Source organism: Acinetobacter sp. SFD, from assembly GCF_001647575.1.
GTDB lineage: Bacteria > Pseudomonadota > Gammaproteobacteria > Pseudomonadales > Moraxellaceae > Acinetobacter > Acinetobacter pecorum.
In genome coordinates this window covers 61,594-86,975 of sequence record NZ_LSZJ01000017.1, presented here as the reverse complement: position 1 = coordinate 86,975, position 25,382 = coordinate 61,594, and the positions used below count along the sequence as shown (strand labels likewise).

Genomic DNA, 25,382 nt, shown 5'->3' with positions numbered 1-25,382 from the left:
AGTGTGGGATTACCCATGTGAGAGTAAGTCATCGCCAGCTCATTATTCGAAACACCCCCGGTCTAAAGGCCGGGGGTGTTTTTTTATGTTCTAAAAATGAACCGTCTGATAGGTGATTTGACCCCTACAGACTATAAATTAAGAATTCATTTTGTATGTTTTTAAACAAAACTATGTTATAAAAAATAAAACGGCATAAAAATTGCTTATAAAACGAGATTTTTGATTAAGGGGGTCACAATGAGATTATCAGTGGGCATAAAAATTGCGAACTCGCTGTCATTAACTCCACAATTACAGCAAGCAATACGGTTATTGCAGCTTTCAAGTCTGGAGCTAGAACAGGAAGTTCAGTTGCAACTTGATAGCAATCCTCTGTTAGAAAAAGTTGAAGAACAAATTACCCTTGAAAGCCTGTCTACTATTGAATCTGATAATGAACATAATGATCTAACCAATGAACTTAATGCTAATCATCTGCCTGATGACTTACCTGTAGATACTGATTGGGATGATGTTTATACGCATCAGCCTACGAGCCTCGGGGCGGCTGAATTCGAAGAGCGGGAAGATAATCGTCAAGGACATCAGACTCTGCAGGAGTATATGCTGGAGCAAATCAATCTATTGAATTTTTCCCAAGTGGATAAATTGATTGCTTATTGCATTATTGACTCCTTGGATGATAAAGGCTTTCTAGATGCAGATTTGAGTGAAATTACGGCTTCGGTACAACACCTTTTATCTTCTATGGACTTTGAAGAAGAAATTGAAGATGATGAAGTGGCAGTCGTTTTAAAACATATCCAGCGTTTAGATCCGGTGGGTGTAGGTTCTAGAAGCTTGGCAGAATGTCTCCTGGTTCAACTTGATAATTTGCCCGCATCAACGCCTTGTCGAAATGATGCGATTAAACTTCTGCAACATTATGAATTATTGATTACTAATGAACTTCCTAAGCTGATAAAGCAAACTGGACTCAATCAAGAACAGTTGCGCTGTGCAGTGGATCTGCTAAAAACTCTGAAACCGCACCCGGGACTGGAATTTGAAAATAAGGAATCAGATTATCAGGTACCCGATGTTGTCGTGATGAAAAAGGATAACTGTTGGCAGGTCAATTTAAACTCCGATATCCTGCCAAAGTTACGTATCAACTCGTTCTATGCCAAAATGATTCGTCGTGCCGATCAAAGTGATGATAATCAGTATTTACGTAATCAAATGCTGGAAGCAAAAAACTTTATTAAAAGTATTGATGAACGCCATAAAACCTTATTGAAAGTTGCAACCTGTATTGTAGAACATCAAAAAATGTTCTTGGAGATCGGCGCGGAAGGCATGAAACCTCTCGTGTTAAGAGATATTGCCGAAGAAGTCGAATTGCATGAATCGACAGTTTCACGAGTGACTACTAATAAATATATGCTAACCCCACGAGGCTTATTTGAGCTGAAATATTTCTTCTCGAGTCATGTGGGTACCACCTCAGGAGGGGAGGCCTCTTCTACTGCCATTCGTGCCAAAATCAAAAAACTGGTTTCTGAAGAAAATGCCCGCAAACCTTTGTCGGATAATGCGATCGCCACCATTCTGAAAGATGAGGGTATTGATGTGGCACGACGTACGGTAGCTAAATATCGTGAATCGTTACATATTCCTTCATCTTCTGAGCGAAAAGTCTTGATCTGAAATTTGAAATCTGGCTATTCTAGAGATTCATTATGACAGCATAATGAATCTTCTTTCTTTTGAGTGACAGTAAAAATGATTTTATTCAGGACTTGAAATGGGAATATATATTTTATAAGTTACTGTATTTAAGTTGTTTTATATTGTGACTCTTCTAATCCTAACGAAGGTGAGGGATAGAACTATGCAAATAACAATTCGTGGACATCATTTATCTATTACGCCAGCAATTGAAGAAAGTATAAAAACCAAATTTTCACAAATGACGAAACATCTGGACCAGGTGAATAGTATGCAAGTGAAACTCTCCAAAGATCATCAAATCGATAAACCCTCCAGAAAGGGCAGTAGTAATCATATCGCAGAGGCTATTATCCGATTACCGGGCATTGAATTTTTTGCTCACGCCACCGCAGATGATATGTATACATCGATTAAAATATTAGCAGAAAAACTTAAACGGCAAATTGATCGATACCGGGAAATACATTTACAGCAGCATGCTTTAGTCCTATAACGGACAAATGATAAAAAAGAGGTTTTAAAAGCCTCTTTTTTTTATAGATATAATGTAGGGATTCATGAATTATTTTTGCTATTTATAGTAAAATGGCTCGTTTTACACCCTTAGTCCTATTAGAGGTCTTGTGATGAATAATGAACAGCTCACTGAAATTTTAAAAGCCGCTTTTCCCGAGGCGGATGTTGCTGTGAGTGGTCAGGGCGGAAAATTTGATCTCCGTATTGTAGATGATCAATTTGAAGGTAAGCGTCCAGTTGCACGCCAACAAGCTGTTTATGCTCCTCTCAATGCCCATATTGCCAGTGGTGCAGTTCACGCAGTGACAATTCGAGCAATGACAAAAGAAGAATGGCGCAAAGCAAGCTTATTTGGAGCTTAATCATTTAATGGATAAATTTTTAATTCAGGGCGGTATTAAGCTCGAAGGTGAAGTGCGTATTTCTGGTGCAAAGAATGCAGCACTTCCATTATTGGCGGCAATGATTCTGGCTGATACTCCTATTACGCTTAGAAATGTGCCTAATCTGAAAGATGTCAATACGCTGGTGCAGCTCATTGCAGGTCTTGGGATTACCATGACTTATGAAGGCGATACAGTTGTTGCTGATACCTCTACTTTAGATAACCAGTTTGCACCATATGAACTCGTAAAAACCATGCGTGCTTCGATTTTGGTGCTCGGTCCATTGCTAGCGCGCTATGGTAGTGCAAAAGTGTCACTTCCAGGTGGTTGTGCCATTGGTTCCCGACCAGTGGATCAGCATTTAAAAGCCTTGGAAGCTTTGGGTGCCGAGATTGAAGTAGAAGCCGGTTATGTACATGCCAAAGTCGATGGTCGCCTGAAAGGTGGTGAAGTGGTCTTTGATATGGTGACTGTCGGCGGTACTGAAAATATTCTGATGGCTGCAGTGTTAGCAGATGGCATCACCACAATTCGCAATGCTGCACGTGAACCTGAAATCACCGATCTTGCACAAATGCTCATTAAAATGGGTGCCAAGATTGAAGGTCTAGACACTGACACCTTGGTGGTGACTGGGGTTGAGAGCTTACACGGCTGTGAATACTCAGTGGTTGCAGACCGGATTGAAACCGGTTCCTATTTAGCTGCAGCTGCAATCACGGGTGGTAAGATCAAAACCACACATACAGATCCAACTCTGATGGAAGCTGTGCTGGAAAAGTTTGAAGAAATGGGTGCAGAAGTCACCCGTGGCGATGACTGGATTGAACTGGATATGATGGGTAAACGTCCGAAAGCAGTGAGCTTCCGTACCTTGCCACATCCAGATTTCCCAACAGATATGCAAGCTCAGATTATGGCGGTGAATGCTATTGGCCATGGGTTTGCGACAATTTCAGAAACCATTTTTGAAAATCGATTTATGCATGTACCTGAATTGGCACGAATGGGCGCAAATATTCAGGTGGAAGGTAATGATGCAGTCGTAACAGGTGTGGATAAACTTTCTGCAGCACCCGTGATGGCGACAGATTTACGTGCTTCATTCTCTTTGGTATTGGCAGCACTTGCCGCTGAAGGTGAAACATTGATTGACCGTATTTATCATATTGACCGCGGTTATGAAAATATTGAAGCGAAGTTACAAGGTTTAGGTGCCCAAATTAAGCGAGTAAGTTAATGAGCGATATGAGAAACGATGATCCAAACTTTGACGTAATGGGCAATTTTGATCATGGTTTAACTTTGGCATTGAGTAAAGGACGTATCTTGAAAGAAACGTTACCTTTACTTGAAACAGCTGGTATTAATCTTTTAGAAGATCCAGATAAATCGCGCAAGTTAATTTTCCCCACCACGCATAAACAGGTCCGTATTTTAATTTTACGTGCCTCTGATGTACCGACCTATGTGGAAAATGGTGCGGCAGATATTGGTGTTGCGGGTAAAGATGTACTCATGGAACATGGCGCGCAAAATGTCTATGAACCACTCGACTTAAAAATTGCTGTCTGTAAACTGATGACGGCAGGGAAAGTGGGCATGGAGCGTCCGAAAGGCCGTCTGAAAATTGCTACCAAATACGTCAACTTAACCCGTCAATACTATGCCAGCCTGGGCGAGCAAGTGGATGTGATCAAGCTGTATGGTTCAATGGAACTTGCACCACTGGTTGGTCTGGGTGATTACATCGTCGATGTAGTCGATACCGGTAACACCTTGCGTGCCAATGGTCTGGAGCCACTTGAAGAAATTTGTAAAGTATCTTCACGTTTGATCGTTAATAAAGCCAGCTTTAAGCGTAAGCAGGCATTATTAAATCCGATTTTGGCTCAACTGGAACAAGCGGTTGAAGCACGTGAGCAAGCGAAAAAAGTATAATTTATGCTGAACACAAAAACCGTCCTTAATAGGGCGGTTTTTTTTATAACTGATTTATAGGAATACAATAAGATTGAATTTTAATAATCTGTGAGTCGAGATTAAATTCATAAATATCACAAGCAGCAATAATATGATCAAGACCATGTAAATGGAAAGTTGCATGACCTTGAATAATAATAAAATTTTGACAAATATGGGTGTTTTTTAACGTAAATAGATGAGGTGCGTTTCGAAAAAATCTCTCAATTGTAGTGATGTGATTGAGTACAGTTTCTTTTCCTATTAAGTCACGTTCACCGATGATCTCCCAAACAATGTCATCCGAAATATACGGATGCAGTTGATTAAAGTGTCCGAGAGAAAACTGCTGGGCAATCTGTATAGCATCCATATTTATACTCTTATTTTTTTGGATGATGTTTTGATCTTGAGCCTAGATTGAACGAGTTTAGCAATAAAATCAAAAGTAATTATTCATGAAAGTTGTTTCATTCCAAGTTGAATCTTGTCCACAATAATCAGGAAACAAGGTAAACTAAAGCCTCCCATTATTTTCATTGTGGATAAATTGATGCGACGTTTATCGACTCAAGATCAGAACTTTAAACAAGTCTTTGCTGATTTGTTGGCTTTTGAAACTGTGAGTGACCCCGAACTTTTAAAAACCGTAGATCAAATCATCGCTGATGTTCGTCAGCATGGTGATGCTCATGTTCTTAAACTCACTCAACAGTTCGATCGACATCCAGCGCATCAATTCTCAGAGCTTGAGCTGACCCAGGAACAATTGAAAGCAGCATTTGATGGTCTAAGCACGGAAGTCCGGGAAGCGCTTGAACTTGCAGCGAATCGTATTCGGGAATTCCACCAAGCACAAAAGCAAGATGGCTGGACTTATGTGGATGCCTTAGGCAATACACTAGGTCAAAAAGTGACCCCACTGGATCGTGTGGGGATCTATGTACCCGGTGGTTTGGCGTCTTATCCATCTTCTGTGTTAATGAATGCCGTGCCAGCACATGTGGCGGGGGTGCCTGAAATTATCATGGTGGTGCCTGCACCCAATGGTGAACTCAATCCATTGGTATTGGCCGCTGCCTATTTAGCCGGTGTGACACGCGTATTTACGATTGGTGGTGCACAAGCCGTGGCCGCCTTGGCTTATGGTACAGAAACCATTCCATCAGTCGATAAAATCACAGGTCCGGGTAACCGTTTCGTGGCTGCTGCGAAGCGAGCCGTGTTCGGTCAAGTCGGGATTGATATGATCGCTGGTCCTTCTGAAATTTTAGTCTATGCAGAAGGCGAAAATAATGCTGAATGGCTGGCGATGGATTTACTGTCACAAGCTGAGCATGACACGGTTGCACAGGCGGTATTCATTACACCTGATGAGGAACTTTTAAATGCTGTAGGTGAATGGATCGAAAAGCATTTAGAAGCATTACCAAAAGCTGAGATCGCACGTACATCCATTGAGAACCGCGGTGCATTGGTGTTAGTTAAAGACCGTGCAGAAGGTGTAGAACTCATTAACCAGGTTGCGCCTGAACACCTCATGCTCTGTTTAGATGAAGCGCAAGAAATGGCTGAAGATATTCGCCATGCTGGTGCAATCTTCATGGGTCGCTATACACCTGAAGCGATTGGTGACTACTGTGCCGGTCCAAACCACGTATTACCAACCTCGGGCACTGCACGTTTCTCATCACCACTTGGCGTGTATGATTTCCAAAAACGCTCGAGCTTGATCATGTGCTCGCAAGACGGTGTGAAAACCTTAGCAAAAACAGCAGATATTTTGGCGCAACAAGAGAATCTGGATGCCCATGCACGTTCTGCACGTTATCGTTATCAGTAAGTCATTCCGCAGAAATCAATAAAGAAATGAATATTTCCTCTTTTGCGTCATATATGGCTCAGGGAGAAGTTAGGAGAAGGGTGATCAAGAGACCTCTCCCTAACCCTCTCCTGGAAAGAGAGGAAGTTTAGAGAATTTAAAAATGAAGATCACAGCAGAACAAATGCGTTTTTGGAGTCCCGAGGTTCGTGAACTCGAGCCCTATGTGCCGGGTGAGCAACCAAAAATCCAGAACCTGTTAAAACTGAACACCAATGAAAACCCTTATCCGCCTTCCCCTAAAGTCGTGGAAGCGGTGCAAAAAATACTGGAAAATTCAGCAGATGCATTGCGTTTATATCCTGATCCTGATGCATCTGAACTAAAACAGGCGATCGCTAAACAGCAAAAAGTTGCTGTTGAAAATGTCTTTGTTGGAAATGGCTCGGACGAGGTTTTAGCGCATATTTTTAAAGCCTTTTTCATTCAAGAATTACCGCTTTTATATCCAGATATTACCTACAGTTTCTATCCGGTTTATAGTCAATTCTTTGGTGTCAAAACCAAAGTCTTGCCACTCAATGACGACTTTGAAATTGTGGTGGACGATTATAAGCAAGCTAATGGCGGCATTATTATCACTAACCCGAATGCCCCGACCAGTATTGATTTAGGTTTGTCTGCAATTGAAGAAATTCTTCAAGCCAATCCAAATTCGGTTGTGGTGATTGATGAAGCTTATGTGGATTTTGGTGCCGAATCGGCAGTAAGTCTGGTACAGAGGTATGACAACCTGGTTGTGTGTCAAACGACCTCTAAGTCCCGTTCACTAGCAGGTTTACGGGTCGGTTTTGCAATCGCGCAACCACATTTAATTGCTGCACTTGAAGCGGTAAAAAACAGCTTCAACTCCTATCCGATGGATCGTTTTGCAATTGCTGCTGCGGTGGCTTCTTTTGAGGATCAAGCATACTTTGAAACGCAAAATGCTAAAGTAATTGCGAGTCGCGAAATGCTAGTTGCTCAACTGAGTGAACTCGGTTTTAAAGTCTTACCTTCAGCGGCAAACTTTATTTTTGCCTCATTGCCATCTAAGGATGCAGGCGAACTTGCAAGTGAGTTGCGTGAACGTGGCATCATCGTGCGTTATTTTAATAAACCACGGATAAATCAGTTCCTGCGTATCACCATTGGTACGGATGAACAGAATCAGCGTTTGTTAGATACATTAAAAAACGAGATTTTAGTTTAATCTCTCCCTTGCGAAGCGGTGTTTCTCATCTTTAGAAAAGAAGGACTTTCCTGATTTTACTGAATTAGAGGATTCCCTCCTTTGGTGAAGAAGGTGAGAGTGGATTCAAAATAAAAAAGCGATTCAATTGAATCGCTTTTTTCATTTATTCAGGCTCATACCAGGTATTGAGTAAATTCAGCATGGCTTCAACTTTATCAAAACATTCCTGATATTCTGCATCACTGTCAGATGCAATGGTAATGCCACCACCAGCCCATAAAGACACTTCCTCCTGATACTTCTGAATAGAGCGAATCAGAATATTCCAGGAGCCTGTACCATCAAAATTAAAATACCCCATTGAGCCACAATAAGCCCCACGCGGTGCACCTTCGAGTTCTTCAATAATTTGCATGGCACGAATTTTAGGTGCACCCGTAATTGAACCGCCGGGCAGTGCAGACATTAAAACTTCAAAAGGGTTCACATTTTCCTTTAGAGTTGCCTCAACTTCACTCACCATATGATGCACTTGATTGAAGCTTTCAATATTAAACAGCTTGGGTGTTTTGACAGTACCTGTTTCCGCATAAACACTTAAATCATTACGTAATAAATCCACAATCATGACATTTTCTGCCTGATCTTTTTCCGATGCTTTTAAGATTTGTTTAGATTGCTCGTCTAGCACAGGGTCGCTATAGCGTGGCATGGTGCCTTTAATCGGCTTGGTAATGATTTTTCGATCTGCTTTAAAATCAATAAATAACTCGGGTGAGCAGCTAAGTAATTCAAAATCACCAATGCGCAAATAACCCGCATAGGGTGCTTCGGTAAGTGACCAGAACGCTTGGGCAGTCGCTAAGAGGGAGCCTTGGGCACGACCTGAAAATTCTTGAGTCAAGTTAATCTGATAACAGTCACCTGCAACAATATAATCCTGAATCTCCTGAAAAGCCTGAGTGTAAACAGATTTTGTCCAGCGTGCAGTACAAGGGCTTTTTAACTGAAATGTTGGATAACTTAAATCTCGTTCAAGCAAGCCTTGGATATGATTGAAAATTTTCTCGGCCTGCGAGTCGTGACTATAGAACATCCAGCCTTCAGAACTTGGCTTAATATAGGACGAGAACTGACCAATGAATAAACCGGGTTGGGGGCGGTCTGGATAATGGATATATTGCTGAGCTGCGTAATCATAGCCAATAAAGCCGACATAGCCTCCAGAAAATCCATGCTTTTGAGGGGTTTTTGATCCATCAATTTCTAGATTGAATTCGGATAGAACAGCTTGATATTGTTCAATCTCTGTTCTTTTAAAACACTGGGTTTCTGAGGTCTGGGCAATAAAATATTCCTGAGCACAACAGGCAATGAAAGGCTGACCATTATTATTTAAATACACCAGATGATCCAATGTCTTCAATGCAGATAATAGATCTGCAACTAGCGGCGATTCAAAGTTTAAGGGACGATGATAGAGAGCTTCGGTCATTCAGTTATGGGGAGTTCGGGATGACTTACTATTTTATATCAAGAAGACGGGAAAATATTTTTAAATCATGAAATACCGTTTATCGGTAAGCGACAGATTGCGACCAACGACAGTTGATCAAAAACTGACTCGACGTTAATTTAAGTGGGCTAGCAAATTACTCAAGGAAAGATGTTTAAGCTGTCAGAAAATAAAAAATACAGCCTCAACACTGAGTAATTCACAATCAAAAAAAATAGTACTCTTGGGAGAGTAAACAATGAAGAAATTCACAAAATTAGTTCTAGCGACTTCAGTTGCATTTAGTGCCAATGCGATGGCGATGCAGGCAATGGATGAGGCATCTCTAAGCGAAACAACGGGTCAGGAAGGTATCTCGATTGGTATCGGTATTTCAAAAATTGAAATTGAAAAACTCTATATTCATGATAATGATGGTTATTCTGGAGCTGGTGGTACAGGTGCAGCAGGTGCGATTGTTATTGAAGCAAATGGTAAAGGTGCAACAGCTGCTCACGGTGTAGTAGTTGGTGCTAACTATGACAATAATGGTGCATATTTATTGCCTACACGTAACCTCGCTGACTTGAAAATTGACTCTGATGCTGGTGGTGGGAATCCATTCATTAATATTGCAGCAGCAGTATCTGGTTTAGATATTCATATTGGTCAAATTGGTGTTGTGGCATCTGGTGATGAACCAGCTGCAGATGCAACGTCTATTCGTCGTGGTGGTCAAGGTACGACAAATGCAATTTTATCTGGTTTATCAATTAAAACAGGTCCAATGTCTGCAAACATTCAATTAGGTGCAGCACCTCAAGGCGCAATGATTAAATTAAATGCAAATATGATCGGTGGTCTGGAAATTAAAGACCTAGGCATCTTGGATAACTCAACGAAAACTGACACTCGTGCTGCAGGTGAAATCTTCATTGAAAGTATCAAACTAACAGATGCAAACTCTAGAGATCTTGCGTTAAATCAGTCTATTAGCGTATTTGGTGAGGAAGCGGCATCTAAAGGCTATATCCGTATTGTTAGCACGAGCGGTGCACATGATAATTATGTGAAAGGTATTCATTTAGGTAGCCGTACTGCTGCATCAATCGGCGATATGGAAATCCAAGGTTTACAAACTTATTTCAGCCCTGCGCTAGGTCAATACGCCCCAGGTGCGATTATTACGATTGCTGGTCACTAATCTTCATTTAAAAAAAGCGCGTGTTTACACGCGCTTTTTTTATGACTGAATCATTTATCCAAAAAATAAAAAAAATGCTGTATTTTTTTGAAAAAGAAGGTATCTTTCTAGTTACAGGGAAGTAGAGTGAATACTCTATAAAAAGAAAAATAGGCATATTATGCCAATCATAAGAAAAGTTAATAATTATGTTAGAGATCGCGTTGGGCTCGGCATTGATGTATTACGCTGCCAAAGAAGCTCTAGATATCAAAAAACAGCCACCGGGCGCTGTTCACTATACTGAAGTCCTTGATTCAAGAAATGATTCTTTTAAGCGCATGCACCGCGAAACAGTAGAAATAAAGCCGGCACTGCTGGATCAATTCCAGGGTATTGTACGTCAGGCTTATGACTATAGTTGTGGTTCAGCAGCACTTACTACCTTACTCAACGGTTATGTCGGTACGCAGCTGGATGAGCAGCAAGTCATGAGTGGGCTGATGAAATTCGGTGAAACGGATAAAATTGTTGAACGCCGTAGTTTTTCTCTACTTGATATGAAGCGCTTTGTTTCAGCCTTAGGGTTGGAAAGCGGAGGCTATCGAGGAGAATTCAAGGATTTAGTCAATCAAGATCAGCCTGCCATTGTTCCGATTTCCTATGCGGGATTTAAGCATTTTGTGGTGTATAAGGGCTATAAAAATGGCCGGGTTTATGTTGCAGATCCAGCACTTGGCAATATCAGTTTTGATGAGCGACGTTTTCAGGATATTTGGGAAAATAACACCTTGTTCCTGATCAATGTCCCTGAGCAATATCGCAAAAAATTTCTGGCATTAAAAGAATCAGATATGCGCCATGTAGAGGATGCGACAATTAACCGCTATGCCTTGGTCGACATGCAATATCCACAGTTTTATATGGATAAAATTGCTGATAAAGCTTCTACGATCCGTATGGACCGTAATCGTAATACAGAGTCAGAAAAGTTTGGGGAGTATCAATATAATTTCCTGAGACTGTATTACAAGAATAAATAAAGTAAAGAAAAACAGTAATAAAAATTAAAATGGTGAAATGGATATGAACAGTAAATGGATGAACAAGACGTTCTTGGCACTGAGCATTCAAATGGTAATGGGCGTTGCATTTGCTGCAGAAGAACCAGCACTAGGTGAATACGAAACGGTTGATGAGGAAGTTGTAGTTGAAACTGCAGCAGCAGTACAGCCTCAAACTGAGCAAGCCGAAACACAGGTTGCAGAAGATGTGGAATTAGGGGGATATGAAGTAGTTGAAGATACTACTATTAAAACTACAGTACCTGTAGAAGCTCAACCTAAACAGGTCACAGATGCATCTCAGGCTTTACAGCAACAAGAGGGCGATGCTACTCAGGCAGCCAATCTTGAAGAAGTATTTACGTCAAATGAACGTCAATATTCACTGATTAAAAAAGGTGATATTTCCTCTTATTACGATATTGACTATACCTACTATCGAGATACCCAACTTGACCTAGAAATGGCTCAGGGACAATTATATCAACTGCGGGTGCAAGAAAATGCGACACATACTCTGACCAATACTTTCACTTTCCAATATGGGGTGAAAGATAATCTGACATTAACTGCATCCCTACCTTTGGTGGCCAAGACCGACCTCTTAAAAGATACCTCTACTGCCGGGTTGGGTGATATTAGCATGGGCGCGCGTTGGGAGCCTTTTCCGTTAAAAGCAGGCCGTCTTCCTCTGATTTTATTTGCAAATTTATCTACCAAAACGGGTGAAAGCCCCTACGAAATTAATGCAGCCACGGATCTCGGTATCGGTAAAGGATATTATTCTGCGGGGCTAGGGGCCAGTACGCGTAAATACATTGATCCGGTCGTACTGTTTGCATCAATTTCTGCCAACTATGGGTTTAAAGAATCCGGTCTGAACCAACGTCGTGGTTATCGTATTATTGAAGAATTTGATCCCGGAATTAGTGGGGGTTTTGCATTCGGTTTCGCCTACTCATTTAACTATGATGTTTCGATGACCATGTCCTATCAACAAAGCTTCAATACGGGAGCTGAGTTTAGCTATAACACGGGTGAAAGTTATTCTGCTGCAGATCAGACCAGTGCTACTTTTGCGATTTCATTAGGGGTCAGGGTTTCTCCAGAAACAATTGTAAATGGTACTGTCGGCCTAGGGCTGACTGAAGATGCGCCGGATGTTTCGTTGGGATTGTCATTCCCGCTTGATATTTTAGGTTTTGGTAAAAAAATCAGTTAATAGGGGTGTCGTATGAAAACCATTCGACTTAGCCCGTTATTAACAGGAATCATTCTTGCGGGCTGTTCAAGTTATACTTTTGCGCAACTAGGGGCCAACCTTTCGGTGGATCTGCGCGCATTATCTATGGGGAATGCTGTAACTGCAGATCCTCCAGGGGTCAATGCCATTCACTTTAACCCGGCAGGCCTGACTAAGATTCAGGGCCTGCAAACAGAACAGCAGATTATTGTCGCTAATTTTGATATCCAGCGTGAGTTTTCAGTGCCGGCTGGATATAACGTATTTGGCTATTCTGATGACCCCATGGTTTGTCATGATGGACCTGAAGTTTCATCTGATATATGTACTGATTTTAAAGGCAAGGTCAGTGGTGATGTAGAATACGTCAGTCTTTTTGTGCCTTATCTTAAAAAAATGGTCGATTTGGGTGAAGGCCTTCCTTTGGTTGCGCCGACCATGGGGGCTGCCTACAATCCACCTGGTTCTAAAGCAACCTATGCGACCGCAATTTATGCACCGTTAATGGCCGGGTTTGGTCAGGAAGATGGAAGTCCTGCAAACTTCATGGGTCAGCAGGTTGCCTTGGAGCGGATTACTTATCTGTCTCCATCTGTCGGTTATGAGGTTAACGACCAGCTGTCGATTGGTGCATCTGTCGGGATGTCGTATCAGGCTATTGCGATGAAAACAGACTTGCGTTTTCCAAATGAACTGATCGGCATGCTAAGAATGATCGATGAGGTTGTCTGTACGCCGTTTAAAGAAAATTCCGACATCATTACTGACATTCTTTTACTCGGAATTTGTAATGCTGACGAAGGCATGAATCCATTTGGCAAATTTGGCCAAATGCAGTTGTCGCTCGAGCAAAATTTAAGCCCCAGCTATAACTTGGGTATATTATGGGAACCGCGCGAAGACTTTAGTTTTGGTATGGTTTATCAAAGCGCTGCAAAAATGCGTCTAAAAGGTAAATTCCATATTGATAATGCCAAAGCACCGCAAGAAATGATTAAAGGTTTAATGACCTCGCCTACCGGACAGATTCTGGCTGCAATTCTGGGATTTCCAAATTATATTCCTTCCAGTGAGTCTGGTTTGGTGTCGATGGATTTCGAATATCCAGCCCATTTCCAGGCAGGGATCACCTATAAGGTAATGCCTGATTTACAGGTGAATTTTGATGTCGGCTGGACGGATTATAAGGTTTGGGATAAGTTTAAATTCGAGTTTGATCGTACGCTTTCCGCTTTAAAGATCGCCAAAATCTTGTCTGGAAATGTGACCGATTCTAGTCTGGCTTTACCTATGGGGTTTAAGTCACCATGGAACTTCGGTATAGGGATGGAGTATTCGGCAACAGATCGTCTAAAGCTTCGCGCAGGCTATGAGCCACGAACCAGTGCAATTCCAAAAGATAAGCGCAATACTATGGTACCTATTAATGGTGCACAGTTGTTTGGCCTGGGGGTAGGTTATCGTTTTGATGCAGACACTGATCTAGATCTATCGATTGGTTTCTTACGCAGTAAGGATCAGATTCCAGCAAATACCAGTAGTTTAGCTAACCAGACCGGGGTAAATAATTTGCTATTAAACCCATATGCAGGTTTAAACATCAAAACAGATACCAAAATTACCATTTTAGGTTTGAACTATCGCACGCGTTGGTAACAAAGACATGATCAAGACAGGGAAAGTTGGATGGGCAGCGGTACTGGTATTAAATCTGGTACCCTTATCTTTCACTACAGGTGCTAAAGAATTTATTACGATTATTGGTCCGGATGGGCGACCATTAGTTGTACCTGGTAACCCTGCAGAGAAAAAAACTGAAGAAAAATATCCATCCTCTAAAAAAACAAGAACTGTGGTAGCAGTCCAATCCTTCTCAGTGCAGCAAAACTTGGAAAAAATACCAGTCACTGAAAATAGACACGTGAAGTCTAGGCAGGACCATAATATGGTTGTACAACCAGTACAACCAGTACAACCAGTACAACCAGTACAACCAGTACAACCAGTACAACCAGTACAACCAGTACAACCAGTTATTGCCCCACAACGGACGCAGTCTAAAACGCGATTGAAGTCTGAATCACAAGCTCAAGTTCCTCAAATTGCTAATACTGGCCTTAAATCTTCTGCAGCAACTATGCAAAAACCCGGATTTAGCCAGATAGAAGGCATTGAATATGTGGATAGTGAATATCTGGAAAATAAAGAATTCAATGTGGATGGTAAAAAACGTTTCTATAGCATGCCTGAAGGTGTGGTAGACAAAAATGTGGGAGCTACCCGGATCCAGACGATTGAGCGTGAAAAAGGGGTCGGGCAATCCCTGTTAAAAGCCCTGTTTCAAACGCCAGAGGTAGATTCCGGTCCTGTGGTACTGGCACAAAGTTATTATCGTATATCACAGCCTGAAACTATCGATAGCTTAGGAAAACAGTGTTTTAACGATAAAAAAATTAAAAATGCTAAAGAAATCAGCCTTAAAAAAGCGATCAATCTGTGGCCTCGTGTGCCCCTTAAAGCAGAAGAATTTGATTTTGAAGTGGTGAAACTTCAATCTGATATTAAAAATATTCAGATTAACTCTTATGCTTCTAGCCAAAAAAATCCAACTTATTATTGGCCTTTTGTTGTATTTTTAGACAATCGTGGCTGTGTGCTGGAAGGCGCTGGCGGTTTTAAAAATCAGGAAGGGCCGGCGAATATTATTCAACATGAACATATTGAAGGGATCCTGCAGATACCTGCAAAAACTGAATACGTATTATTGACACCTTTAGCCTCAGCTATAGATGTCGAAGACAAGATGCTGACAAATCATGGACAACTAAAATTAGTCGCTATTCGATAAGGACTATTCGAGTATAGAAAAATGAAAAATAAATTATTATACCCATTTGCTGTAACTGCACTTTTGGCCACACTCGCTGGTTGCGGGGGGGAAAGTGCCAATGTTATTCCAGAAAAAAATGATGAAGCCACAACCAATGGTACGTGTACTCCCGGTACCACCAACTGTGTGGAATGGGGGCTGGAATATCCACTCGATGGTCTGAACTTTAACTGTAGTAGTGATACAGAAAATACATTTATCACATTATTTGATAGTAAAAATGGTGTAGCTTCCGGAACCTGTACCAAGATAGATAATATTGAATTTTATATTCAAAGTTTTGCTTCAAACAAGATCAATTTAGGGCAAATTAAACTGAGTGACTATGCCATTTTTAATGCCCAGACCCAGTTGCCGCGTTTAAGTGTAATTGATATTGCAAGTGGGATTACCGGACGCCGAGTAGGTGATTTAGTCACTACAGACCCTACCGTTCAGGTGGCTATGCGTCTGGTTAAAATTTTACAAGCTTTGGCGCTACAAGAAGGGCGTATTGTAAATCCATCGGATGTACAGCCTTTATATATTACCGAAGAGATGCGCAAAGACCTGGCAAAAACCAGCGGAAATATCAGCCTGACTGATACTGATTTTGAAAAGAAAATTAAAGATTTTGTGGATGTCAGCCAGATTACTGATGAGGTGGCTTTTGCCACAGTTAAAAAACTGGTAACGATTGCCAATGCAGCCGTGTATCAGCCAGAGTTTTCATTGTTCTCAACTTCAGGTGTAATTGGTACTAATCTGTCGGGTTCAGATGGACTGGTGGGTTGTAACCTAAGTCCATGTGATATTAAAAATAAAAATACCAAATATTTATTTGGCCATTTTATGCTGATTACCGATCGCCAAGGCTATACCTTTGGTAGTGGCCTTCAATGGCGTGATACACAGTTAAAAATGGCGACAGAAAATTTATCTTCCTTGGGGGGCATTAATGCTCAGCTTATCCGTAAGGTGAAGCCGGTACAGATGACTGCAGATCCACAAAGTTCCTGGATTCACCCAACCAGAAAAACCATCACTACACCTTATCGCCTGAATGTGGCGAATTCTAGTAATCCGCTTGAACTGTACCAAGGCAAATTATTGAATGATTATGTGATCGCAGGTAAGGAAGCTTTTTATAAAAAAGTAACTGACAAAACGGTACTAGATGCCTCTGATCAAGCCAACTTGGGTTTATGGCGCTTAGCGGCTGATAATGAGAATTATGCTGGAAGCTTTGACCTCTACAAGATTTTCCCGATTAGTTATCTGGATCGTCAGATCTTTAGAACAGCGGAGAACGTAGAACCTGGGCAGAGTTATATTTTCCCAATGTATGCCAATCTGGAGTTTAAATTTACCGAGAGCACAGTGAATCCAATTACCTTGGGAATTGTGATTGACAGTAATGGGGATGTACGTACCAATATGCAATCTGCCAGCAATTTGGCAACTGACCCGGTAGCAGGTTGCCAAGGAGATGTATTAGGCAGTAACCTGTTAATCAATGGTGTACAGCAATACCGACTTGGCACTTTAGGTCGTGCATTTGTTGCCGATAAAGCGGTATCAATGCGCCTGATTCTGGCCAATGAAAAGTTTGGCAACTTAAATGGTGCATTGGTCGGGCTTGACTCGCGTATCCAGTCCTCAACGGATCCAAAGGATTCGATTGTGATCGGTGGTGCATTGCTTAATTTGTCTAATGTATTGAATAGCAATGTTGGCCAGACTGGACGTGTCACTTTCCTGAATTCGGTAGGTGAAGAAGTGCAGTGGGCCAATACCTATGCCAGTTTTCAGAAAGTTTATAATAACAATAATAAGGATTTAACGCCTGCAGATACTCAACTGGCCAAACTAAATGGCGGGTCTGTCGAGTTTAAGCTGGCAGATTGTTATCAAGTCAAAGCCAAATAATATTTTTAAAAATAAAAAATCCCATCTTAGTGTGGGATTTTTTATGCATGCTGAATTTAGCCGGTATGGTCTAGACGTGTGCCTAAGGTTTCCAGATGCATTGGGAAAGTATTATTTTTCCGGTCTTCAAAGTAATGTCTGAGGGTATGTTCTACACTCGGGAAGGCAAGTTCAGTCCAGGGAATATCAGCTTCATTGAACAGACGGCTTTCGATGGTTTCTTCACCCGCACCAAATTTTCCATCAATCAGATTGGCTTTAAACAGCACATAAATCTGACCAATACGCGGAATGTTATACATGCAGTACAGCTGTTCGATGTCTATTTCAGCTTCAGCTTCTTCACGGGTTTCCCGTGCCGCGCCTTGCTCCATGGTTTCAAACAGTTCCATATAGCCGGCAGGTAACGTCCATAAGCCGTAACGTGGTTCAATGGCACGACGGCACAGCAGCACCTTGTTTTCGAACAGGACCAAAGCACCACAAATGACTTTCGGATTAATATAATGAATAGAGCCGCATGAATCACACACGCTGCGAATCTGCTGATCGCCCAAAGGAATTTTAGCTGTGGTTTTATGTCCACAATTCACACAGAAGTTCATATTCATCATCAATGATAAAAGTAAGCTCAGGATAACTGAAAAACCTAAATTTGACATCATTTCTCTCCCGTCCTGACAAAAATCAGCTATGATGAAATTATGATCATTGCTAGGGCTGAAAGAATGGATGGATGTGAATTGACACAAAGGTTGCGGCAGAGATTACGTTTTTCCAAGCGTATCCGATCTGCGCATGCTGCCGTGTTGATTGCAATTACAGATGAAGCTGACCCCAAAGTATTGCTGACACGCCGTTCAGCTTATTTGAATAATCATGCTGGAGAAGTCTCATTTCCCGGGGGGAAGCGTGATCCGCAAGATACCAGTAATATTGTAGTGGCTTTAAGAGAGGCCTATGAAGAAACGGCATTGAACCCCTTTGATGTGCATTTAATGGGTGATTTGCCCATGCAAAAAGCCCGAAATGGTATGCTGGTCAAGCCGATTGTGGGATTGATTCCTCCGAAAGTGCAGCTGATTCCACAGCCAACAGAAATTGACCGGATTTTCTTTGCTTCATTGCAGCATTTGCTTGAAGTGACGCCCACGCCCTATGAAGTCCGTTTTGCCCAGCAATCTTTATATTTTCCGAGTATGCGGGTAGAAAATGAAGTGGTCTGGGGGTTGACCGCACGTATGCTGATTTCTCTGTTCCAGTATGGACTGGATTATAAGAAAGACTGGCCATTTTTGCTGAATTCGCCGGCCTTTAAATCTCCAAACTTTTTTAACCATTGAACAGGATTTTATCAATGTTGTATAAATTTAAGGAATATACCCCTACTGCTACACATCAGCCTTGGGATGGCTGGGTGGCACCAACGGCAACCGTGATTGGGCAAGTTGAACTTGGTCGCCAAGTCAGTGTCTGGTTTGGGGCTGTAGTACGTGCAGATAACAGTAAAATTAAATTGGGTGACTTTAGCAATGTGCAGGAAAATGCAGTGTTGCATACGGATGCAGGCATTGAGATGCACATTGGTGATTATGTGACAATCGGCCATCAGGCCATGCTGCATGGCTGTACCATTGGTGATAATAGCCTGATCGGAATTCAGGCAGTTATTCTGAACCATGCCGTGATTGGCAAGAATTGTATTATTGGTGCCAATGCTCTGATTCCTGAAGGTAAGGTGATTTCAGACAATTCTGTGGTGATGGGCTCACCCGGTAAAGTGGTAAAAACGCTGGATGATGACAGTATTCAAAAACTGAAAATGAGTGCCATGCATTATGCCGAGCATTTTCAAAACTTTCAGGACTTGGAAGAAGTGCAACTTTAGGGTACTTTTCTTTATTCTATAGTCTGAATTATAAGCCTAGATTTTCTAGGCATTTTTGTATCTGTTTCGGGAAAATCTCGCGCAGCGGATATGAGTGGAGTATCATATCCGCGTTTTTATATTCTCTGACTTAAGGTTGTGCATGAAAGTGCTGGCATTGGAGACTGCCAATGAGCAGTGTTCCGTTTCTGTAATCGATGATACACAAGAATTATTTTTTCAGCTTGATGCGCGCGCCAGGGCACAAACGCAAACGATTCTTCCAATGATTGAACAAGGTCTGCGAGATCTTGGACTGGACATTGCTGACTTGACCGCGATTGCCTTTAGTCGTGGTCCGGGTTCATTCAGTGGTGTGCGGATTAATGCTGCTGTAACTCAGGCTCTGGCCTGGTCCAATGATTTGCCAGTGATTCCGGTGTCGACTTTGCAGGCTTTGGCTCAAGCCGCCTACCGCTTACACGGGTTGACTGAAGTGTCTGCCGTGTTGGATGCTCGCATGAGCGAAGTCTATATCGCGAGCTATCAACTGGATACCCAAGGAATTATGCAGCCGGTCGATGATGAGCAACTGTTAAATTATGCTGAGGGTCGTCAGGCAGTAAAGTATACTCCGGTCGGTTCAGGAGCTGAACTGGTACAAAGTGAAACGTCAATTTATAAAAATGTGCACGCGACCGCACAGGATATTGCCAGTATTGCACGTGTAGCAGCACAAACCGAAAACTGGGTCAGTGCAGAATTGGCATTACCGGTATATTTACGTGATAACGCATGGAAAAAAATTCCAGAACAAGGTAAAGCATAATTAACTAGGATAAAGCATGGATCTTTTACTGCTACTCAAAGCGGCTCTCATGGGTGTTGTCGAAGGCATTACCGAGTTTTTGCCTATTTCCAGTACCGGCCATTTGATTTTGGCATCAGAATTAATGAATTTCTGGACCAAGGAAAAGAGTGATGTATTTGTCATCGCAATCCAGATGGGGGCAATTGCTGCCGTTATTTATGAATACTGGGCACGTCTTTGGGGAGCAGCGACCGGGATTGTCAGTGGTGAGCCACAAGGTCGCCGTCTAGGTATAGGCCTGATTCTGGCATCTATCCCGATTGTATTGATTGGTCTGACTTTTGGCCAAACGGTCAAGCAGTTTCTGTTCAATGATATTGCCATCGCCATGGGACTGATTATTGGTGGTCTGATTATTATCTGGATTGAAAAGAATCCACCTCCAGTGCGTGTCCATGAAGTTGAAGAGCTCAGCATTAAAGATGCGTGCTGGATTGGTCTGATTCAGGTCTTGTCCTTGATTCCAGGGACGTCTCGTTCTGGTGCGACCATTATCGGTGCGATGTTCCTGGGCGTTTCACGCAAGGCCGCAACTGAATTCTCATTTTTTCTGGGTATTCCGGTGATTATTGGTGCTGGCCTGCTCGATCTTTATCAAAGCTATGATGTTCTAAATACCACTGAAGACTGGACCGTAATTGCGGTCGGGCTTCTGGTTTCTTTCGTTTCGGCATTGTTACTCATCCGTGCGCTGGTAGCATATGTGGCCAAGCGCGACTTTATGATCTTTGCCTGGTACCGTATTGTTTCAGGTCTGCTGATTTTATTATTTGCCTATACAGGTTGGAAATTATGGTAAGCACGATTCGCTTATATGCCGAATCTGACTATCAAGAGAAAGCACAGCACTTCAAGGCTGTGCTTTCTGCTCGTGGGGTAGTGGTCGAGATTGAACACGTGGAAAAACTCAATGCACGTTTTTTCCGCTTAAATCCTGAACTGGCCCTTTGTGTTGATGCTGACGGACTCTGGTTATGTGCCAATGGTATGAAAATGCAACCAGACTGGCGAGCGGAAACCGGACGGTTAAAACGGGCTTCTTTAAAATCGGAAATGATTGCACGCGCTTGTAATTTAGCTGAGAAGCCGAGCCTGATTGATGCTACTGCAGGTTTGGGACATGACAGTCTGTTGATGGCACATTTAGGCGCGAAAGTCACCCTGGTTGAACGGCATCCGATTTTATTCACCTTGCTGGAAGATAGCCATACACGTGCCCAGTCGGATGCGTTCCTGAGTCAGGTCGTATCCCGGATTCATTTGGTATTTTCAGATTCAGCCGATTATTTAAAACAGCAGGCCGAGCAGCAGCAGATTGTTGATGTGGTTTATCTTGACCCGATGTTCCCTCAGCGTGACCAAAACCAGCAGGCAGTCAAAAAGCAGGCACAGGTCAAAAAACAGATGCAGCTGTTACATATGTTATTGCCTGAAGATGGTGAAATGGATCTGGGCGATAATCTTCTGGAACTGGCACAAAAAATTGGCAGGCGTGTCGTGGTCAAGCGTCCGCGTCTGGCGGTATTTCTGGCCGGAAAAGAACCTAATCATCAATGGCAAGGTGATGCTTGTCGCTTTGATGCGTATTTTCAGCATGAACTTGTAGCTGAATAGGAGAATGGCTTCTTTATTAAGCAAAGATTTGTTATATATTTAAAATTAACATTGATTAAATGCTTATCAAGCATAAACTTATTCAGCACATTGGCGAACCACTTATCTCCTTGACATCCTATGATCGACTTTAAACCCTCCATTAATTTTTGGCACGATTTTAAAAGCAACCAAACTGCCGGGATGTGGTTATTTTTGGGATCTCGGCGTTCTTTACAGCTGGTTCGACCATCCATCATGCAACTGGTGTTCTGGGGTATTTTGGGAGGTTGTGCCAACAGTTTATTTAGCTGGCTCAGTTCAGGCCGTATGGGAGATTTTAACTCTCAAGGCCTGATCAGTTATGCGCTATGGCCTTTTATTGCCCTGATTGTTGGTATTTTTCTTTCGCAACGGGTCAATAATCCACGCCTGATGCTGGTACCGGCCCTATTATGGCTGGTGTTAGATACCCATATCATGCTGTTCCAGTGCCTGATCCAGTATCTGGGTGATCTGGATTACCTGCCATATATCCTCTATGACTATATTCCAACGCTCTTTGTCATGCTGTTTGTCTGGCAAAGTCTGGCAGTGGTCTGGGTCATCTCGCGTGAATTAAAATGGCCGTGGTGGGAACGTGCGCTGATCATGCTGGCGACCTTGTTTACCCTGGTGGTCTGGCAGATTTCAGTCAAAGATCAGCCCATCTGGAAAGTTGAAGAAATTCCACCAAGTTTTGCTGAAGATGCATTCTATGCCCAGCCAGTTCTGCTGAACAAAGCGCTGGAAAGCATTGAATATGGTGAATTTGCACAGTCGCACTGGTATTTCATGGGGGTGGCTGGAGCCAGCTATCAGGATGTATTCTATTCTGAAGTCGAGCGGATTAAAGAACAGTTTGATACCCGTTTTGGTACTTTTGGCCGATCCATTGCCCTAGTTAATCATCCGGCGACACGTACCACCGTACCGATTGCTTCCAGAACCAGTATGGAACTGGCATTGCGCCGTATGGGGCAGCAGATGAACCGTGAAAGTGATGTGCTGTTTTTATATATGACTTCTCACGGTTTGCCAAATGTGTTCGAAATGGAAAATGCTCCACTGGATCTGGCCCAAGTCGATCCAAAATGGTTGCGTGATACCTTGGATGCATCTGGAATCCGCTGGCGGGTGATTGTGATTTCAGCCTGTTTCTCGGGCAGTTTTGCTTCTGCCTTGCAGAATGATAATACCCTGATTATCACTGCCTCAGCAGCTGACCGCCAGTCTTTTGGCTGTTCCAATGAAGCGGATTATACCTATTTTGGCCGGGCATTATTTGATGAAGCCATGCGTGAAAATAATAGTCTAAAAGCTTCTTTTGAACAGGCTAAAACCACGGTAGCTAAATGGGAGGCAGTCCAGGGCTTCGAACCTTCAGAACCGCAATGGGTGATTGGCAAGAATATGGAATTGATGTTGCCTCAACTGGAGCAGCGTTTATTTCCCCAGAACAGCACCACGATACAGTCTCCCTAGCCCAATATCCTCAATAGATCAGCTGCAATAATAAGGAATAGCCATGGAACTTATACAGAACAATAGAAGCTTTGAAGGTGAACAGCGGATTTATCGTTTTGATTCGCGCTATCTTAAAACCCCGACTAAATTTGGAATTTATCTGCCGCCTCAAGCCTTGGAAGGTCATAGCTGTCCGGCATTATTCTATCTGGCAGGTTTGACCTGTACTGAAGAAACCTTTGCCATCAAGGCACATGCCCAGCGCCTGGCATCACAATTGGGGTTAATTTTAATCACACCGGATACCTCACCACGTGGTGAAGGCGTGGCAGAAGGTGACAACTGGGATATTGGTCAGGGTGCGGGTTTCTATATCAATGCCACCCAGGAGCCGTGGGCTGAACATTACCAGATGGAAAGCTTCATTGTGGATGAGCTCTATGCACTGGTCACTGAGGAATTCGTGATCCATTCCGGTAGAATCGGCATCTTTGGCCACTCTATGGGTGGGCATGGTGCCTTGACCCTGGCATTTAAATATCCGGAAAAATTCAAATCTGTTTCAGCCTTTGCACCCATTTGTGCGCCAAGCCAGTGCCCGTGGGGCGACAAGGCGTTTTCGAATTATCTGGGTGAAAACCGTGAAGAATGGCTCAAGCATGATGCGACCGCTTTGGTTCAGGAGAAAGGCGCATTGTTCAATGATATCCTGATTGATCAGGGGTTCTCAGACCAGTTCTATAGTCAGCTCAATCCAGCCTTGTTTCAGCAGGCTTGTGATACCGTGAACCAGCCCTTAACTTTGCGTGAACATCAGGGCTATGATCATGGGTATTACTTTATTCAAAGTTTTGTAGATGATCATTTGCAATTCCATGCCGTGCAGTTAAATCCTTAAATCGGTATTGCAAAGATGTAATAGCGCTAAAAAGATTAAAAAACCTCCAAAATGTTTTTACATTCTGGGGGTTTTTCTTTTAATATCAGTTGTATAAAAGTATAAAAAATTGGGGTCGTCATGCAGCAGACAGCAGGCGGTATTCGTGTCAGTGAGCCATTATTTCCAGCTGCTTCAAGTTTTTCGACTGAAGCCACGCCTTCGGTCAGACCGAAATATCAGCGATATGAATTCAAGTTTCATGGTAGTACCTCGGAATATTTTGGTATTTGGTTGAGTAATATTTTATTGACAGTATTGACCTTGACCTTGTATTCACCTTGGGCGAAATCGCGTCGTCAGCGTTATTTTTATGGCAATACCGAATTTTTGCAGCGTCGCTTTGATTTTACCGGTTTACCCAGCAAGATTTTTCTTGGCCGGCTTTTAGCCCTGGAAATTTATATAGTGTTCTTGGTGGTGTCGAACTACTCGGTGTTGTTGACTACTCTGGGCTTGGGCATGTTGTATATGGCGGTACCGTGGTTGTTTCGCCTGACGCTTAAATTTAGAAGTCGCAACACCAAATTTGGCAATACACGTTTTTATTTCTATGGTGAAAACAAATATTTATATCGCTTATTGAGTGTCGAGGTAATCAAGACTCTCTTAAGTTTATTTATTTTGCTACCTCGTTTAATTTGGCTCTATAAGCATTATTGCTTCGATCATTTACAATTGGGACAATTTAAATTTCGCTTGAACGCCACCCACAAAAACTATATGTCGGCTGTCTATCGACCTTTACTGTTGATGCTGGCTTTTAGCTTTGCGATGGTGGCCCTGATCGATGCAAGTCAATCGTCAAACTCAGAATATGACTTGTTGATTGTGATTTTATTATTGCTGTGGGTCATTGGCCTGATTTTTATCTTACCGATCATGTTGGCACGGATCTATATCACCACATGGAACAATCTGTTTCTAGGGGAGAATTTTTTTAAAACACGTGCCAATCCATGGCGTTATGCATGGATTGTTTTGTCAAACTGGGTATTAAAAATTATCAGTTTGGGCCTGTTATCCGCATGGGCCGACATCCGTTTTTATCAATATAAAACCAGTATGTTGGAACTCTTTGTCTTGGATGACCCTAACAAATTACAAAATATGTTGCAGCCTGACCCTAATTCCCTGGCAGCTGAATTCAGTTCTATGTTTGATTTTGATGCATCATTGTAGGGGAAAT

24 protein-coding genes are annotated in these 25,382 nt (G+C 42.4%); 21 read left to right on the top strand and 3 right to left on the bottom strand.

The window, feature by feature from the left end; all coding sequences use genetic code 11:
- Window positions 1-240 precede the first annotated feature (240 nt).
- From AY605_RS14335 to hisG, 5 genes are all read left to right on the top strand, one after another.
- Complete coding sequence (locus AY605_RS14335; RefSeq protein WP_064097050.1) at window positions 241-1,692, top strand: RNA polymerase factor sigma-54; 1,452 nt, start codon at window positions 241-243, stop codon at window positions 1,690-1,692.
- A 184-nt stretch (window positions 1,693-1,876) separates the two neighbouring features.
- The gene (gene hpf, locus AY605_RS14330) at window positions 1,877-2,209 is read left to right on the top strand and encodes a ribosome hibernation-promoting factor, HPF/YfiA family (protein WP_064097049.1); all 333 of its coding nucleotides are present in this window, start codon (window positions 1,877-1,879) and stop codon (window positions 2,207-2,209) included.
- Window positions 2,210-2,342: 133 nt separating this feature from the next.
- Complete coding sequence (gene ibaG / locus AY605_RS14325) at window positions 2,343-2,594, top strand: BolA family iron metabolism protein IbaG (RefSeq protein ID WP_004646023.1); 252 nt, start codon at window positions 2,343-2,345, stop codon at window positions 2,592-2,594.
- A 7-nt stretch (window positions 2,595-2,601) separates the two neighbouring features.
- Window positions 2,602-3,858, top strand: a complete 1,257-nt coding sequence (murA, locus tag AY605_RS14320; RefSeq protein ID WP_064097048.1) for a UDP-N-acetylglucosamine 1-carboxyvinyltransferase — start codon at window positions 2,602-2,604, stop codon at window positions 3,856-3,858.
- Window positions 3,858-4,559, top strand: a complete 702-nt coding sequence (gene hisG, locus AY605_RS14315) for an ATP phosphoribosyltransferase (RefSeq protein ID WP_064097047.1) — start codon at window positions 3,858-3,860, stop codon at window positions 4,557-4,559. Before murA ends, hisG begins: the two co-directional genes overlap by 1 nt.
- Before the next feature lie 43 nt (window positions 4,560-4,602).
- On the opposite strand, the gene AY605_RS14310 is transcribed toward hisG, so the two are convergent.
- Window positions 4,603-4,953, bottom strand: coding sequence for a hypothetical protein (locus tag AY605_RS14310; RefSeq protein ID WP_064097046.1), 351 nt, complete (start codon window positions 4,951-4,953; stop codon window positions 4,603-4,605).
- A gap of 168 nt (window positions 4,954-5,121) precedes the next feature.
- On the opposite strand from AY605_RS14310, the gene hisD reads away from it, so the two are divergent.
- Both hisD and hisC read left to right on the top strand, forming a co-directional pair.
- Complete coding sequence (gene hisD, locus AY605_RS14305; RefSeq protein ID WP_171254985.1) at window positions 5,122-6,423, top strand: histidinol dehydrogenase; 1,302 nt, start codon at window positions 5,122-5,124, stop codon at window positions 6,421-6,423.
- Window positions 6,424-6,565: 142 nt separating this feature from the next.
- Window positions 6,566-7,654 (top strand): histidinol-phosphate transaminase, encoded by a 1,089-nt coding sequence (hisC, locus tag AY605_RS14300; protein ID WP_064097044.1) that lies wholly within the window; start codon window positions 6,566-6,568, stop codon window positions 7,652-7,654.
- Window positions 7,655-7,799: 145 nt separating this feature from the next.
- Here the strand turns inward: hisC and AY605_RS14295 are convergent, their stop codons facing one another.
- Window positions 7,800-9,131 carry an anthranilate synthase component I family protein gene (locus AY605_RS14295; RefSeq protein WP_064097043.1) on the bottom strand — a complete coding sequence of 444 codons (1,332 nt, stop codon included), beginning with the start codon at window positions 9,129-9,131 and terminating at the stop codon, window positions 7,800-7,802.
- A 259-nt stretch (window positions 9,132-9,390) separates the two neighbouring features.
- Here AY605_RS14295 and AY605_RS14290 point away from each other — a divergent pair, with 259 nt between their 5' ends.
- The 6 genes from AY605_RS14290 (at window position 9,391) to AY605_RS14265 (ending at window position 17,419) form a co-directional block, all read left to right on the top strand.
- Complete coding sequence (locus AY605_RS14290; protein WP_064097042.1) at window positions 9,391-10,335, top strand: DUF6160 family protein; 945 nt, start codon at window positions 9,391-9,393, stop codon at window positions 10,333-10,335.
- 188 nt (window positions 10,336-10,523) lie between these two features.
- Window positions 10,524-11,357, top strand: a complete 834-nt coding sequence (locus tag AY605_RS14285) for a C39 family peptidase (RefSeq protein ID WP_064097041.1) — start codon at window positions 10,524-10,526, stop codon at window positions 11,355-11,357.
- Window positions 11,358-11,394: 37 nt separating this feature from the next.
- Window positions 11,395-12,600 (top strand): hypothetical protein, encoded by a 1,206-nt coding sequence (locus AY605_RS14280; RefSeq protein WP_064097040.1) that lies wholly within the window; start codon window positions 11,395-11,397, stop codon window positions 12,598-12,600.
- A 12-nt stretch (window positions 12,601-12,612) separates the two neighbouring features.
- Window positions 12,613-14,277 carry an OmpP1/FadL family transporter gene (locus AY605_RS14275; protein WP_064097039.1) on the top strand — a complete coding sequence of 555 codons (1,665 nt, stop codon included), beginning with the start codon at window positions 12,613-12,615 and terminating at the stop codon, window positions 14,275-14,277.
- 7 nt (window positions 14,278-14,284) lie between these two features.
- Window positions 14,285-15,469, top strand: coding sequence for a putative pilus assembly protein FilE (gene filE / locus AY605_RS14270; protein WP_064097038.1), 1,185 nt, complete (start codon window positions 14,285-14,287; stop codon window positions 15,467-15,469).
- Window positions 15,470-15,490: 21 nt separating this feature from the next.
- A complete protein-coding gene (locus tag AY605_RS14265) occupies window positions 15,491-17,419 on the top strand; it encodes a hypothetical protein (RefSeq protein ID WP_064097037.1) in 1,929 nt (642 codons plus the stop codon).
- A gap of 56 nt (window positions 17,420-17,475) precedes the next feature.
- Here AY605_RS14265 and AY605_RS14260 read toward each other — a convergent pair whose 3' ends face one another.
- Complete coding sequence (locus AY605_RS14260) at window positions 17,476-18,024, bottom strand: NUDIX hydrolase (protein WP_171254988.1); 549 nt, start codon at window positions 18,022-18,024, stop codon at window positions 17,476-17,478.
- A 123-nt stretch (window positions 18,025-18,147) separates the two neighbouring features.
- On the opposite strand from AY605_RS14260, the gene AY605_RS14255 reads away from it, so the two are divergent.
- From AY605_RS14255 to AY605_RS14220, 8 genes are all read left to right on the top strand, one after another.
- Complete coding sequence (locus AY605_RS14255; protein WP_064097036.1) at window positions 18,148-18,762, top strand: NUDIX hydrolase; 615 nt, start codon at window positions 18,148-18,150, stop codon at window positions 18,760-18,762.
- 17 nt (window positions 18,763-18,779) lie between these two features.
- Window positions 18,780-19,307, top strand: a complete 528-nt coding sequence (locus AY605_RS14250) for a gamma carbonic anhydrase family protein (RefSeq protein ID WP_171254987.1) — start codon at window positions 18,780-18,782, stop codon at window positions 19,305-19,307.
- A gap of 142 nt (window positions 19,308-19,449) precedes the next feature.
- Window positions 19,450-20,115 carry a tRNA (adenosine(37)-N6)-threonylcarbamoyltransferase complex dimerization subunit type 1 TsaB gene (tsaB, locus tag AY605_RS14245; RefSeq protein ID WP_064097034.1) on the top strand — a complete coding sequence of 222 codons (666 nt, stop codon included), beginning with the start codon at window positions 19,450-19,452 and terminating at the stop codon, window positions 20,113-20,115.
- 16 nt (window positions 20,116-20,131) lie between these two features.
- The gene (locus AY605_RS14240) at window positions 20,132-20,956 is read left to right on the top strand and encodes an undecaprenyl-diphosphate phosphatase (RefSeq protein ID WP_064097033.1); all 825 of its coding nucleotides are present in this window, start codon (window positions 20,132-20,134) and stop codon (window positions 20,954-20,956) included.
- Entirely contained in the window at window positions 20,950-21,771 is an 822-nt protein-coding gene (locus AY605_RS14235; protein WP_064097032.1) for a class I SAM-dependent methyltransferase, read from the top strand. Before AY605_RS14240 ends, AY605_RS14235 begins: the two co-directional genes overlap by 7 nt.
- Window positions 21,772-21,891: 120 nt before the next feature.
- Window positions 21,892-23,274 (top strand): C13 family peptidase, encoded by a 1,383-nt coding sequence (locus AY605_RS14230; protein WP_064097031.1) that lies wholly within the window; start codon window positions 21,892-21,894, stop codon window positions 23,272-23,274.
- Window positions 23,275-23,317: 43 nt separating this feature from the next.
- Window positions 23,318-24,154, top strand: coding sequence for an S-formylglutathione hydrolase (gene fghA / locus AY605_RS14225; RefSeq protein ID WP_064097030.1), 837 nt, complete (start codon window positions 23,318-23,320; stop codon window positions 24,152-24,154).
- A gap of 120 nt (window positions 24,155-24,274) precedes the next feature.
- Window positions 24,275-25,375: a YjgN family protein gene (locus AY605_RS14220; RefSeq protein WP_064097029.1), complete on the top strand. Its 1,101-nt coding sequence runs from the start codon at window positions 24,275-24,277 to the stop codon at window positions 25,373-25,375.
- Window positions 25,376-25,382 lie beyond the last annotated feature (7 nt).